This is a genomic window from Massilia consociata, from assembly GCF_042432755.1.
Lineage (GTDB): Bacteria > Pseudomonadota > Gammaproteobacteria > Burkholderiales > Burkholderiaceae_D > Telluria > Telluria consociata.
In genome coordinates, this window is record NZ_JBHLWP010000011.1 from 131,226 (window position 1) to 144,343 (window position 13,118).

At 67.4% G+C, this 13,118-nt stretch carries 12 protein-coding genes; 11 read left to right on the plus strand and 1 reads right to left on the minus strand.

Annotation, left to right across the window (positions count from 1 at the left end; genetic code table 11):
* The first annotated feature begins 92 nt into the window (after nt 1-92).
* Nucleotides 93-917 (plus strand): IclR family transcriptional regulator domain-containing protein, encoded by an 825-nt coding sequence (locus ACFFJK_RS11670; RefSeq protein ID WP_379679318.1) that lies wholly within the window; start codon nt 93-95, stop codon nt 915-917.
* A gap of 18 nt (nt 918-935) precedes the next feature.
* Here ACFFJK_RS11670 and ACFFJK_RS11675 read toward each other — a convergent pair whose 3' ends face one another.
* Nucleotides 936-1,850: a LysR family transcriptional regulator gene (locus ACFFJK_RS11675; RefSeq protein ID WP_379679663.1), complete on the minus strand. Its 915-nt coding sequence runs from the start codon at nt 1,848-1,850 to the stop codon at nt 936-938.
* Nucleotides 1,851-1,952: 102 nt separating this feature from the next.
* Here ACFFJK_RS11675 and ACFFJK_RS11680 point away from each other — a divergent pair, with 102 nt between their 5' ends.
* The 10 genes from ACFFJK_RS11680 to ACFFJK_RS11725 all read left to right on the plus strand — a co-directional run bounded on the left by ACFFJK_RS11680 (nt 1,953) and on the right by ACFFJK_RS11725 (nt 13,113).
* Nucleotides 1,953-3,062, plus strand: coding sequence for a muconate/chloromuconate family cycloisomerase (locus tag ACFFJK_RS11680; protein WP_379679319.1), 1,110 nt, complete (start codon nt 1,953-1,955; stop codon nt 3,060-3,062).
* 23 nt (nt 3,063-3,085) lie between these two features.
* Nucleotides 3,086-3,376, plus strand: coding sequence for a muconolactone Delta-isomerase (catC, locus tag ACFFJK_RS11685; protein ID WP_379679320.1), 291 nt, complete (start codon nt 3,086-3,088; stop codon nt 3,374-3,376).
* A gap of 31 nt (nt 3,377-3,407) precedes the next feature.
* Nucleotides 3,408-4,328, plus strand: coding sequence for a catechol 1,2-dioxygenase (catA, locus tag ACFFJK_RS11690; RefSeq protein ID WP_379679321.1), 921 nt, complete (start codon nt 3,408-3,410; stop codon nt 4,326-4,328).
* A gap of 10 nt (nt 4,329-4,338) precedes the next feature.
* Complete coding sequence (gene benA, locus ACFFJK_RS11695) at nt 4,339-5,709, plus strand: benzoate 1,2-dioxygenase large subunit (protein WP_379679322.1); 1,371 nt, start codon at nt 4,339-4,341, stop codon at nt 5,707-5,709.
* A 20-nt stretch (nt 5,710-5,729) separates the two neighbouring features.
* The gene (benB, locus tag ACFFJK_RS11700) at nt 5,730-6,233 is read left to right on the plus strand and encodes a benzoate 1,2-dioxygenase small subunit (protein WP_379679323.1); all 504 of its coding nucleotides are present in this window, start codon (nt 5,730-5,732) and stop codon (nt 6,231-6,233) included.
* 37 nt (nt 6,234-6,270) lie between these two features.
* A complete protein-coding gene (benC, locus tag ACFFJK_RS11705) occupies nt 6,271-7,296 on the plus strand; it encodes a benzoate 1,2-dioxygenase electron transfer component BenC (protein WP_379679324.1) in 1,026 nt (341 codons plus the stop codon).
* Entirely contained in the window at nt 7,293-8,078 is a 786-nt protein-coding gene (locus tag ACFFJK_RS11710) for a 1,6-dihydroxycyclohexa-2,4-diene-1-carboxylate dehydrogenase (protein ID WP_379679326.1), read from the plus strand. Before benC ends, ACFFJK_RS11710 begins: the two co-directional genes overlap by 4 nt.
* Before the next feature lie 9 nt (nt 8,079-8,087).
* On the plus strand, nt 8,088-8,873 hold the full coding sequence (gene pcaD, locus ACFFJK_RS11715; RefSeq protein WP_379679328.1) for a 3-oxoadipate enol-lactonase: 786 nt from the start codon (nt 8,088-8,090) through the stop codon (nt 8,871-8,873).
* 206 nt (nt 8,874-9,079) lie between these two features.
* Nucleotides 9,080-11,797: a bifunctional diguanylate cyclase/phosphodiesterase gene (locus ACFFJK_RS11720; protein ID WP_379679329.1), complete on the plus strand. Its 2,718-nt coding sequence runs from the start codon at nt 9,080-9,082 to the stop codon at nt 11,795-11,797.
* 113 nt (nt 11,798-11,910) lie between these two features.
* On the plus strand, nt 11,911-13,113 hold the full coding sequence (locus ACFFJK_RS11725) for a family 1 glycosylhydrolase (protein ID WP_379679330.1): 1,203 nt from the start codon (nt 11,911-11,913) through the stop codon (nt 13,111-13,113).
* Nucleotides 13,114-13,118 lie beyond the last annotated feature (5 nt).

Consider the following 13,118-nt stretch of genomic DNA (forward strand, 5'->3'; position numbering starts at 1 on the left):
GCACAAACAGGATAGACCCGTTCCGGTTCCGAGGTCAAGCGGCATGACGGCAACATCGGCGCCGAGCCTGCCGCGTGCAGTAGAATTGCGCCATGGCCCAGAGCACCCGAACCAAAGACGCCGCCGACGGCGCACCCACCATCGCAGACGAGATCGATGCGCTGACCGACCCCGATTTCATGACCTCGCTGGCACGCGGACTGGCCGTGATCCGGGCCTTCTCGGATTCGCGCAAGCCACAGACCATCGCCCAGATCAGCCAGCAGACCGGCATCCCGCGCGCGGCGGTGCGGCGCTGCCTGCACACGCTCAGGCAGCTCGGTTACGTCGACGTGGAGCTGAACAACTACACGCTGCGCCCCAAGATCCTCTCCCTCGGCTACTCCTACCTGTCCTCGACGCCGCTGACCGTGTCGTCCCAGTCCTGCCTGGACGGCATCAGCCGCAGCCTGAACGAGTCGTGCTCGCTGGCGGTGCTGGAAGAAGACGAGGTGCTGTACGTGGCGCGCGCCGCCACGTCGCGGGTGATGTCGGTATCGCTCGGAGCGGGCAGCCGCCTGCCGGCGTACTGTTCCTCGCTGGGCCGGGTGCTGCTCGCGCACCTGCCGCAGGACGCGCTGGACGCCTACCTGGCGCGGGTGTCCCTGGCGCCCCGCACCGAACACACCGTCACCGACGCCGGCGCGCTGCGCGAGGTGCTGGCGCAGGTGCGCCGAGACGGCTACGCCATCAACAACGAGGAACTGGAACTGGGACTGCGCTCGATCGCGGTGCCGGTGCGCGGCGCCTCGGGCCGCGTGCTGGCGGCCCTGAACGTCGGCGCGCACGCGGCGCGCGTGACGCCGCAGCGCATGGTGGAGGAATTCCTGCCGGTGCTGCGCCGGGGGGCGCAGGAACTGGCGGTGCTGCTGCCCTGAGCGCGGTGGGCGCGCCCGCTACAGGCGCTCCTTGGTGTGCGGCAGCCCGTAGTCGTCGTAGATCCCGTAGATCACCGCCAGCATCTGCGCCAGTTCCGGCGAGCGGTCCATGTGCCGCACGCTGAAGAAGATCGGCGAGAACGCATGCTTGTCCTCGATCGGCCGGTACACCACGTTCCGATGGTGCATGCCCTGCACGCTGGCCGGCACGATCGACATGCCCTGCCCTGCCGCCACCAGCCCCATGGCGATCTGCAGCTCGCGCACCTCCACCACGTGCTCGGGGGTGAGGTTCACTTCGCTGAACAGGGCCAGCACCTGGTCGGCAAAGCTCGGGCGCGGCGAGTACGGGTAGACCAGCAGCGGCTCCTGCACCAGGTCCACCAGCCGCACCGGCGCTTCCGCCCGCGCCAGCCGGTGGCCGGGAAACAGCGCCGCCACCATGCGCTCCTCGCGCAGCAGGATCCTGCGGATGCTCGGGTCCTGGCTCTTCAGGCGCCCGAAGCCCATGTCGATCTTCCCTTCCTTCAGCGCCTTCATCTGCTCCACCGTCGTCATCTCGTGCAGCGTGAGCTCGACTTCCGGATGCCGCTCGCGGTAGCGGCGGATGATGTCGGGCAGCAGGCCATACAGGGTCGAGGCGACGAAGCCGACGTTCACGGTGCGTTCCAGCTTGCCCACGCGCTGGGTCATGGTCTTCAGGTCGTGCACCTGGTCCAGCAGGGGCTTGGCGTGCGCCAGGAAGAACTGGCCGGCTTCGGTCAGCCGTAGCGGCCGCGCCCCCTTCTCGATCAGGCCCACCCCGAGCATTTCCTCCAGCTGCTGGATCTGGCGGCTCAGCGGCGGCTGGGCGATGTGCAGCCGTTCCGCGGCGCGGGTGAAGTTCCGCTCTTCCGCCACGGCGACGAAATAGCGCAGGTGCCGAAGCTCCAACATCATACCTCCTAGGTATGGAAGCCATACCAACTTAGTCTTGGACGCCGCATTTCAGCGGGATTATCGTGTGCTTACCGGACCACATTATACGCATTGAATATGATAACCAATATCGAGACCTTCCTGGTCGACGTCCCGACCATCCGCCCGCACAAGCTGTCGGTCGCCACCATGAACACCCAGACACTGGTGCTGGTCCGGGTCCGCTGCGAGGACGGCGTCGAGGGCTGGGGCGAAGCCACGACCATCGGCGGCCTGGCTTACGGCGAGGAAAGCCCGGAGAGCATCAAGACCAACATCGACACCTATTTCACGCCGCTGCTGCTGGGCATGGACGCCTCGGCGGTGGCCAGGGCGATGGGGCGGGTACGCAAGGCCTTCCAGGGCAACCGCTTCGCCAAGTGCGCGATCGAGACCGCCCTGCTCGACGCCCAGGCGCGCCGCCTGGGCGTTCCGCTGTCGGAACTGCTCGGCGGCCGCGTGCGCGACGCGCTGCCGGTGGCCTGGACGCTGGCCAGCGGCGATACCGCTCGCGACATCGCCGAAGCCGAACAGATGCTCGAACTGCGCCGCCACCGGATCTTCAAGCTGAAGATCGGCCTGCGCCCGGTCGGGCAGGACGTGGCGCACGTGCTGGCCATCAAGCGTGCGCTGGGCGACCGCGCCAGCGTGCGCGTCGACGTCAACCAGGCCTGGAGCGAGCTCGATGCCATGCGCGGCATCGCCGCGCTGGAGGCCGGCGGCATCGACCTGATCGAACAGCCGGTCAAGGCCGGCAACGTGGCTGCGCTGGCGCGCCTGAAGACGCGCTTCGATGTCGCCATCATGGCCGACGAAGCCCTGCACGGGCCGGAAGACGCCATGCTGCTTGCGCGCCAGGACGCGGCCGACGTCTACGCAGTCAAGATCGCCCAGTCCGGCGGCCTGCTGGCGGCCAACGAGGTGGCCACCGTGGCGCGCCTGAACGGCATCGGCCTGTACGGCGGCACCATGCTGGAGGGCGGCATCGGCACCGCCGCCACTGCCCACCTGTGCGCCACCTTCGCCGAACTGGCCTGGGACACCGAACTGTTCGGCCCGCTCCTGCTCACCGAGGAGGTGCTGGCCGAACCGCTGGTCTACCGCGACTTCATGCTGCAGGTGCCGACCGGCCCCGGCCTGGGCGTCGAGATCGACCTGGACAAGCTGCGCAGCATGCAGCGCCGATAAGCAGATAACACGAGGAGAACACCATGCTGTTCCACGTTCGCATGAACGTCAGCCTGCCGGCATCGATGCCGGCCGACGACGCCGCAAAACTGAAGGCCGACGAGAAGGCGCTGGCCCAGCGCCTGCAGGAACAAGGCAAGTGGCGCCACCTGTGGCGCATCGCCGGCCAGTACGCCAACGTCAGCATCTTCGATGTCGACAGCGTCGATGAACTGCACGCCCTTTTGACCTCCCTGCCGCTGTTCCCGTACATGCAGATCGAGGTCATGCCGCTGTGCCGGCACCCATCTTCGATCCGGTCCGACGACCGCTAATTTTCACTTTCCAAAATACAAGGAGACAAGCATGAACCACGCAGACATCGATACCCTCGTCAAGAGCTGGATCGTCGACGCCGCCGACCGCCCGGCCAACCCGCGCGTACAGCAGATCGTGCAGCGCCTGGTAGGCGACCTGTGCAAGGCAATCGAAGACCTCGACATCAGCCAGAGCGAATTCTGGAGCGGCCTGTCCTACCTGACGGAAGCCGGAAAAGCGAACGAACTGGGACTGCTGGCGCCAGGCCTGGGCCTGGAGCGCTTCCTCGACATCCGCGCCGACGAAGCCGAAGCAAAAGCCGGCCTCGAAGGCGGCACGCCGCGCACCATCGAAGGCCCGCTGTACGTGGCCGGCGCCCCGGAATGCACGGGCTTCGCGCGTCTTGACGACGGCACCGAATCCGACCGCGCCGAGGTCCTGTTCATGCAGGGCACCGTGTATGGCCAGGACGGCAAGCCGGTACCGGGCGCCAAGGTCGAGGTATGGCATGCCAACCTGATGGGCAACTATTCCTTCTTCGACAAGTCGCAGTCGGACTTCAACCTGCGCCGCACCATCGTCACCGACGAGAACGGCCGCTACGCCTTCCGCAGCATCCTGCCGAAGGGCTACGGCTGCCCGCCGGACGGCACCACCCAGCAACTGCTGGACCTGCTCGGCCGCCATGGCCAGCGCCCGGCCCACATCCACTTCTTCGTCAGCGCGCCGGGTCACCGCAAGCTGACCACCCAGATCAACATCGACGGTGACGAGTACCTGTGGGACGACTTCGCCTTCGCCAGCCGCGAAGGCCTGGTGCCGCCGGTCACCCGCGTCACCGACCCGGCCGAGCTGGACGCCAAGCGCGTGAACGCGCCGTTCGCCTCGATCGATTTCGACTTCCGCCTGTACCGCGAGACCGCGGCCGCCCCGAGCCCGCTGGTGGAGCGTGCCCGCGCCGCCGCCTGAGGAGAGAACCATGATCCCGATCCGTCCCGTCAGCACCTTTGCTCCGAAGAGCATCGACGACTACCTGGTCGAAGACGAAGCGAGCGGCGACTACCGCCTGCACCGCAGCGCCTTCACCGACGAGGCCCTGTTCGAACTGGAGATGAAGCACATCTTCGAGGGCAACTGGGTCTACCTGGCCCACGAAAGCCAGGTCGCCAACGTCAACGACTACTACACGACCCACATCGGTCGCCAGCCGGTGTTCATCGCCCGCAACCGCCAGGGCGAGCTGAACGCGTTCATCAACGCCTGCAGCCACCGCGGCGCGCAATTGTGCCGCCACAAGCGGGGTAACAAGGCGACCTATACCTGCCCCTTCCACGGCTGGACCTTCAACAACAGCGGCAAGCTGCTCAAGGTGAAGGACCCGGAAGATGCAGGTTATCCGGAGTGCTTCAACAAGGAAGGTTCGCACGACCTCAAGAAGGTTGCGCGCTTCGGCAACTACAAGGGCTTCCTGTTCGCCAGCCTGAATCCCGACGTGCCTTCGCTGGAGGAGTTCCTGGGCGATGCGGCCAGGATCATCGACATGATCGTCGACCAGTCCCCCGACGGCCTGGAAGTGCTGCGCGGCTCCTCGACCTACACCTTCGAAGGAAACTGGAAGCTGCAGGCCGAGAACGGCGCCGACGGCTACCACGTCAGCGCCGTGCACTGGAACTACGCGGCGACGACCAATCGCCGCAAGGAAGAACAGGCGGCGCGCGAGGACAAGATCCGCGCCATGGACGCCGGCAAGTGGGGACGCCAGGGCGGCGGCTTCTATGCCTTCGACCACGGCCACATGCTGCTGTGGACCAAGTGGGCCAATCCGGAAGACCGGCCCAACTACCCGCGCCACGCGGAATATGCCGCGCAGTACGGCAAGGCGACGGCCGACTGGATGGTCGAGCGCTCGCGCAACCTGTGCCTGTACCCGAACGTGTACCTGATGGACCAGTTCGGCTCGCAGATCCGCCTGCTGCGCCCGCTGTCGGTGAACAAAACCGAGGTCACGATCTACTGCATCGCCCCCAAGGGCGAACCGGATGAAGCGCGCGCGCGCCGCATCCGCCAGTACGAGGATTTCTTCAACGTCAGCGGCATGGCCACGCCCGACGACCTGGAAGAGTTCCGCGCCTGCCAGGAAGGCTACGCCGGCAGCGCCATGCAATGGAACGACATGTGCCGCGGCGCCAAGCACTGGATCAAGGGCCCGGACGAGGCCGCGCAGGAAATCGGCCTGAAGCCCGTGATGAGCGGGGTGCGCACCGAGGACGAGGGCCTGTATACGGTGCAGCACCGCTATTGGCTGGACGTGATGAAACGTGCACTGGCCCTCGAGGGAGGTGCGAAATGAATGCAGGAGCGAACAGCGAAATGAACGCCGTATCGGGCAGCCCCACCATGCACGACCTGTGCGCCTTCCTCTACCGCGAGGCGCGTCTGCTCGACGACGAGCAGTGGGACGAGTGGCTCGCGTGCTACGACCCCGACGCCCGGTTCTGGATGCCGGCCTGGGACGACGACGGCAAGCTGGTCAGCGATCCGCAGCGCGAGATCTCGTTGATCTACTACCCGAACCGCCAGGGCCTGGAAGACCGCGTGTTCCGCATCAAGACCGAGCGTTCGAGCGCCACCGTGCCGGACACGCGCACCAGCCACAACATCGCCAATGTCGAGGTGGAGAAAACCGAGGGCAGCCGCGTCACCGTGCGCTTCAACTGGCACACGCTGAGCCATCGCTACAAGACCACGTACAGCCACTTCGGCATGTCGCGCTACGTGATCGAGTTCGGCGGCGCCGCGCCAAAGATCCTGGACAAGTACGTCGTGCTGAAGAACGACTACATCAGCCAGGTCATCGACATTTATCACATCTGAAGTAACAGAGCCAAGCAAGGCAACGCAGGAGACAACGATGAGCCATACCATCGCACTGCAGTTCGAAGACGGCGTCACCCGCTTCATCAGCTGTAACGACAACGAAAAACTGGCCGACGCGGCCTACCGGCAGAAGGTCAACATCCCGCTCGACTGCCGCGACGGCGCCTGCGGCACCTGCCGCGGGCTGTGCGAGTCGGGCCAGTACGAGATGCCGCCCGAGACCTATATCGAAGACGCGCTCGAACCGCAGGACGCGGCGGCCGGCTACGTGCTGGCCTGCCAGATGCGCCCCACTTCCGACTGCGTGGTGCGCATCCCGGCCTCGTCGAGCGCCTGCAAGACCGGCGTGCACAGTTTTCCCGGCACCATCGCGCAGGTGGAAGCGCTGTCGCCCTCGACCATCCGCTTCTCGGTCGCGCTCGACGCGCCGGACGCCCTGGACTTCCTGCCGGGGCAGTACGTCAACGTGACCGTGCCGGGCACCGGCGAGACCCGTTCGTACTCGTTCAGCTCGGCGCCGGGCGCGCCGCTCGCCAGCTTCGTGGTGCGCAACGTGCCGAACGGCCTGATGAGCAGCTACCTGGACGGCCAAGCCGGGCCCGGGGATGCCATCAGCTTCGCCGGCCCCTTCGGCAGCTTCTACCTGCGTCCCGTGCAGCGTCCGCTCCTGCTGCTGGCGGGCGGCACCGGCATCGCGCCCTTCCTGTCGATGCTGGACGTGCTCGACAAGAAAGGCTTCGCCCAGCCGGTGAAACTGGTGTACGCGGTGACCAACGACCACGACCTCGTGGAACTGGAACACCTCGACCGCATCGCGGCCGCGCACCCGCAGTTCGAGTACGTGACCTGCGTGTCCGCCGACGCCAGCTGCCACCTGCGCAAGGGGTATGCGACGGCCCACGTGGAGCCCGCCTGGGTGAACGGCGGCGACGTCGACGTCTACCTGTGCGGCCCGGTGCCGATGGTCGAAGCCGTGCGCGGATGGCTCGACAGCACGGGCGTCAAGCCGGCCAACTTCTACTTCGAGAAATTCTCGGCCAGCAACGCAGGTGCGGCATGAGGCACCCGGACCGCTTCAAGGACCAGGTCATGGTCGTCACCGGCGCGGCCCAGGGCATCGGGCGCGGCGTCGCGCTGGCGGCCGCCGGCGAGGGCGCGCAGCTGGTGCTGGCCGACCGCTCTCCCCTGGTGAACGAGGTGGCGCAGGAAGCCTCCGCGCTCGGAGCCCGGGTGGTCGTCGCCGAGGTGGACCTGGAAACCTATGCCGGCGCCAGCGCCATGGTGGCGCAGGCGCTCGACGGCTACGGCCGCATCGACGTCCTGGTCAACAACGTGGGCGGGACCATCTGGGCCAAGCCCTACCAGGAATACGAGGAAGACCAGATCGAGGCCGAGATCCGGCGCTCGCTGTTTCCGACCCTGTGGAGCTGCCGGGCGGTGCTGCCGTCGATGATCGCGCGCCGCGCCGGCGCGATCGTCAACGTCTCGTCGATCGCCACGCGCGGCATCTACCGCATTCCCTACTCGGCGGCGAAAGGCGGCGTCAACGCCTTGACCGCCAGCCTGGCCTTCGAGCATGCCGAGGATGGCATCCGCGTCAACGCCGTGGCCACCGGCGGCACCGAGGCGCCGCCGCGCAAGGTGCCGCGCAACCCCACGCCCCTGAGCGCCCAGGAAGAAACCTGGTATGCCGGCATCGTCGAGCAGACCCGCAGCAGCAGCCTGATGAAACGCTACGGCACCATCGACGAGCAGGTCGGCGCCATCCTGTTTCTCGCTTCGAACGAAGCTTCCTATATCACCGGTACCGTGCTGCCTGTCGGCGGCGGCGACCAGGGCTGAGGAGAGACCATGCCATCCATCCGCATCGACGACGTCGAGCTCTACTGCCGGCTCGACGGCGACCCGGCCCTTCCGGCGCTGCTGTTCTCGAACTCCCTGGGCACCGACCTGGACATGTGGGACGAACAGGCCGCGGCGCTGTCCCGTGACTTCCACGTGGTGCGCTACGACACCCGCGGCCATGGCCGCTCGTCCGCGGGCAGCGAACCGGTCACGCTCGGACGCCTGGGGCGCGACGCGCTGGCCGTGCTGGACCACATCGGCATCGCGCGCGCGCACTTCTGCGGCATCTCGATGGGCGGCATGACCGGACAATGGCTCGCCATCCATGCGTCGCACCGGCTCGACCGCATCGTGCTGGCCAACACGGCGGCGCGCATCGGCAGCGCCGAAGGCTGGCACATGCGCGCCGGGCAGGTGCGGCGCGAGGGCATGGGCGGCGTGGCGGACGGCGCCGCGGGACGCTGGTTCACGCCGGAATTCATCGCCGGCCACGGCGCCGTCGTCAACCGCATGATCGGGCGGCTGCGCGAACAGTCGCCGGAAGGCTACGCCCGCTGCTGCGACGCCCTTGCCCATGCCGACCTGCGTACGGCGGTCGGCGCCATCCGCAACCCGGTCCTCGTCATCGCCGGCAGGCACGACCCGGTGACGACCGTGGCGGACGCCGAATGGCTGGGCGGCTGCATCGGGCAGGCCCGTGTCGAGCAGCTGGACGCATCCCACCTGTCCAGCATCGAAGCCGGCGCCGCCTTTACCGCGCGCCTGCGCGAATTCCTCGTTGCAGAACGGTGACGGCACGCACGGCCGGCCGGGACACCCCGTACGGCCGCAACCGACACTTTCCTGCAGTGCCGGGGCTGCCAGCAAGATGCGGTATCATGGACCTTGCCCATGGGCAATAATGATAACGCTTACCCTCCGCCCAGATGTTCCGCCTGCCTTCGCCGAAACGACAGCGGCCCGTTGCCGCCCTGCTTCATGCCCTGGTGCTTGCCTGCTTGCTGCCGGGTATCATCGGCGTCATCATCTTCGTGCTGGTCGAATACCGGGAGGAACGCCAGCGCCTGATCGACCATAACATCGAAAGCGCGCGCGCCGCCGGCGACGCGATCGATACGCATCTCATGCATGCCCGGGCGCTCGCCCAGACCCTGGCAAGCGCCGACGACGCGCCGCGGGCCGATCCGGTGGCGTTTGTCCGGCGCGCCGCGCGCGCCATCGCCGCCACCGGCGTGGGCAGCCACGCGGTGCTGTACCGGATCGAGGGCGACCGCCTCGCCCGGATGCCCAGCCACACCCCCGCATGGACGCCGGACCAGGGGCGCAACGAAGCGGCCTGGCAGGTCTTCAGGCAGCCGGGCGCGATCATCTCCGACGTGGTCACCGATCCCACATCGGGGCGTCCCGTGGTCGGCGCCCATGCACCGGTGATCCGCCGCGGCAAGGTCGAATACGTGCTGGCGATCGTCGTCCCCACCGACCAGCTGACGAAAATACTGCTTCACAGGGACATCCCGCAAGGGTGGCTGGTGAGCCTGCTCGACCGCAAGGGCACCATCGCCGGCCGCAGCCGTGGCGCGGCGACCTACGTCGGGCGGCCCGCCGCCGCCGACCTGCGCGGCGCAGTCAGGCGCAGCGATAGCGGAACACTCGAGACCGTTACCCAGGACCGGGTGGCGAATCTCACGGCCTTCGTGCGCTCGCCGCAAACCGGCTATACGACCACCGTCGGGGTTCCCCGGGCGCAGCTCACCGGCGCCCTGCGGGACAAGCTGGCCTACCTGACCGCGACGGTCGGCGTCCTGTTCGGGCTCGGCTTGTTCCTGGCGCGCTACGTCGGTCGCCTGATCGGCCGGTCCATCCATGCCCTGATCAGGCCGGCGATCGCGCTCGGCGCAGGCAGCCCGCGGGCGGTCGCCCCGGTGCACCTCAAGGAGGCCGCCGAAGTCGGCGCCGCCATCGAACGCGCGGCCGGCCTGCTCGAGCAGCGCGACGCGGCGCTGCGCGCGCAGCAGGAAGAACTCCAGCGTTTCGAATTCTTCACCGAGCATTCCAACGAAATCCTCCTGCTGCTCGACGAACAGGGACGGATACGGTACGCCAACCGGATGGCATGCCGGCGCCTCGGCTACATCAAGCCGGAACTGCTGTCGATGTCGATCTTCCAGATCGACCCGCCCAGCACGCCGGAGGGCCTGCGCGCCGCCTTCGAACACTGCCGCCGCGAGGAGGTCCCCTCCTTCGAACGCGATTACCGGTGCAAGGACGGCTCCGAGTTCCCCGCCGAGATCAACGCGACCGTGCTAGAGCACCGGGGCGAGTGGCTGATGCACGTCGCCGTGCGCGACATCGGGGAGCGCCGCCAGGCCGAGCAGGCGGTACGCTGGGCGGCGTCGCACGATGCCCTGACCGGGCTGGCGAACCGGGCGCTGGCGCTCGACCACATCGACCGGGCGGTGGCCGGGGCGCGTGCCGGCGGCCCGGGCGGGGCCGTGCTCTACATCGACCTGGACCGCTTCAAGCCCGTCAACAACCTCTACGGACACGAAGTCGGCGACCGGGTGTTGAAGGAACTCGGCCGCAGGCTGCAGGCCTGCATGCGGCCGGGCGACCTGCTGGCGCGCTTCGGCGGCGACGAATTCCTGGCCGTCCTGCCGGATGCGGACAAGCGGGAGCAGCCGGCCGAGGAGACGGCAGCCGCCATCGTCGACGCGGTGGCGCAACCAGTCAGGATCGGCAACATCGAAGTCGTGCTCTCGGCCTGCGTCGGCATCAGCCGCTTTCCCGAGCACGGCGACAGCGCGGGCGCGCTGGTGCATGGCGCCGACATGGCCATGCTGGAGGTCAAGCACGGCCGGCGCGGGGCGTTCGCCTTCTATTCGCCCGACATGACCACGCGGGCGCAGTTCGTCCTGCATGTCGAGCGCCGCCTGCAGCGCGCGCTCGACCGCGGCGGCTTGGTGCTGCATTACCAGCCCATCGTCAACCTGGCGTCCGGGGCGGTCGAAGGCATCGAAGCACTGGTACGGCTGGCGGACGGCGCCGAGCCGGCGCTCGGCCCCGCGGCCTTCATCCCGGTTGCCGAAACCTGCGGCCTGATCGCGCCGATCGGGGCATGGGTGGCGCGCGAAGCCTGCCGCCAGCAGGTGGCCTGGCAGCGCGAGGGCATCCGCCTGACCGTCTCGGTGAACGTCTCGGCCGCCCAGTTCAGGCGCGCCGATTTCGCGGCGCAGATCCGCGACCTGGTCGTCTCGTCCGGCATCGACCCGCACTGCCTGGTCATCGAATTGACCGAAACCGCGATCATGGAGAACCTGGCGGAAGCGGTCGCCATCCTGCACGCGCTCAAGGCGCTGGGGGTGCGCATTGCGCTGGACGATTTCGGCACCGGATATTCCAGCCTCAGCAGTTTGTCCACCTTGCCCCCGGATAAACTCAAGATCGACCAGTGCTTCGTGCGCGGCATCGAGACCGACCATGCCAGCCGCGCCGTGATCGACGCGGTCATCGCCCTGGCCGGCAGCCTGGATCTCGAGCTGGTGGCGGAAGGCATCGAGAACGAGAGCGCCCTGCATTACCTGCGTGAACGCGGCTGCCACCTGGGGCAGGGATACCACTTCAGCCGGCCCTTGCCGGCGCCCCAACTGCTGGCCTGGCATGCCCGCCACCGGACGTCGGCACGCCCCGAAAACGGCAAGCGTTGCGCCGGCGCCTAAGAATTACAAACGATTACAAAAGCGCCCGCTTTGCGCTTGCATGGGTCCATGTTTGGCAGGATGATTGATTTGCCGGCGCAGGATGCAACCACCGGCAGCAATCGGAGCCCACCATGCAAAGCTTCTTGTTCGCGACCGGGATCGAAGGCAGTTATCCGGTCATCGCCGGGCGCAACGGCGAGGATTTGCGCGTCGACGAGATGGAAAAGACCGGCCATTACCGGCACTGGAAGGAAGACCTGGCCCTGGTTACCGACCTCGGCATCGAGGCGCTGCGCTACGGGCCGCCCTACTACCGGGTGCATCGCGGCCCCGGCCAGTACGACTGGGACTTCACCGACGAGGTATTCGCCGAAATCCGCCGGCGCGGCATCCGGCCGATCGTCGACCTGTGCCACTTCGGCGTGCCCGACTGGCTGGGCAACTTCCAGAACCCCGAATTCGTGCCCTTCTTCACGGAGTACGCCGACGCCTTCGCGCGGCGCTATCCGTGGGTCGACCTGTACACCCCGATCAACGAGATCTACATCACGGCCAAGTTCTCGGCCCACGAAGGCCTGTGGAACGAGCGCCTGCGCTCGGACCGGGCCTTCGTCACCGCCATCCGGCACCTGGCCAAGGCGAACATCCTGGCGACCGAAGCGATCATGATGGTCCGGCCGGACGCCAAGTTCGTGCAAAGCGAATCGTCCGAGTACTTCCATCCCAGCGGCCCCGAGGCCGCGGAGCTCGCCCGGCACATGAACGAACTGCGCTTCCTGGCCTTCGACCTGACCTACGGCCACGACGTGAGCGGCAGGATGTACGAATACCTGTTCGACCACGGCATGACGCGCAAGGACTACCACTTCTTCCTCAACCGCAGCGTCAAGCCCGTCTGCATCATGGGCAACGACTACTACGCCACCAACGAGCACGTCATCCATCCGGACGGCAGCACCAGCGACTGCGAGCTGTTCGGCTACTACGTGATCACCCAGCAGTACTACCACCGCTACCGGATCCCGGTCATGCACACCGAGACCAACAACCGCGACGCCGGCACCGGCGAGAAGGACGCGCGCGCCTGGCTCGAGAAGCAATGGTCGAACCTGTTGCGCCTGAAGACCGACGGCGTGCCGATCATCGGCTTTACCTGGTACAGCCTGGTCGACCAGGTGGACTGGGACAGCGCGCTCACCCTGGATGCCGGCAATGTCAACCAGTACGGCCTGTGCGACCTGGAGCGGCGCGTGCGCCCTGTCGGCGAAGCCTACCGCAAACTGATCCAGACCTGGCGGCACCGGGTCGGCAACGAGTTCATCTGCCTGCACTAGCGCAG

Excerpts from the sequence above, each read along its gene's own strand:
- ACFFJK_RS11710 (WP_379679326.1), top strand. The coding sequence starts at position 7,293 with ATGAGGCACCCGGACCGCTTCAAGGACCAGGTCATGGTCGTCACCGGC.
- pcaD (WP_379679328.1), top strand. The coding sequence starts at position 8,088 with ATGCCATCCATCCGCATCGACGACGTCGAGCTCTACTGCCGGCTCGAC.
- benB (WP_379679323.1), top strand. The coding sequence starts at position 5,730 with ATGAACGCCGTATCGGGCAGCCCCACCATGCACGACCTGTGCGCCTTC.
- benC (WP_379679324.1), top strand. The coding sequence starts at position 6,271 with ATGAGCCATACCATCGCACTGCAGTTCGAAGACGGCGTCACCCGCTTC.
- catA (WP_379679321.1), top strand. The coding sequence starts at position 3,408 with ATGAACCACGCAGACATCGATACCCTCGTCAAGAGCTGGATCGTCGAC.
- ACFFJK_RS11670 (WP_379679318.1), top strand. The coding sequence starts at position 93 with ATGGCCCAGAGCACCCGAACCAAAGACGCCGCCGACGGCGCACCCACC.
- ACFFJK_RS11725 (WP_379679330.1), top strand. The coding sequence starts at position 11,911 with ATGCAAAGCTTCTTGTTCGCGACCGGGATCGAAGGCAGTTATCCGGTC.
- benA (WP_379679322.1), top strand. The coding sequence starts at position 4,339 with ATGATCCCGATCCGTCCCGTCAGCACCTTTGCTCCGAAGAGCATCGAC.
- ACFFJK_RS11680 (WP_379679319.1), top strand. The coding sequence starts at position 1,953 with ATGATAACCAATATCGAGACCTTCCTGGTCGACGTCCCGACCATCCGC.
- catC (WP_379679320.1), top strand. The coding sequence starts at position 3,086 with ATGCTGTTCCACGTTCGCATGAACGTCAGCCTGCCGGCATCGATGCCG.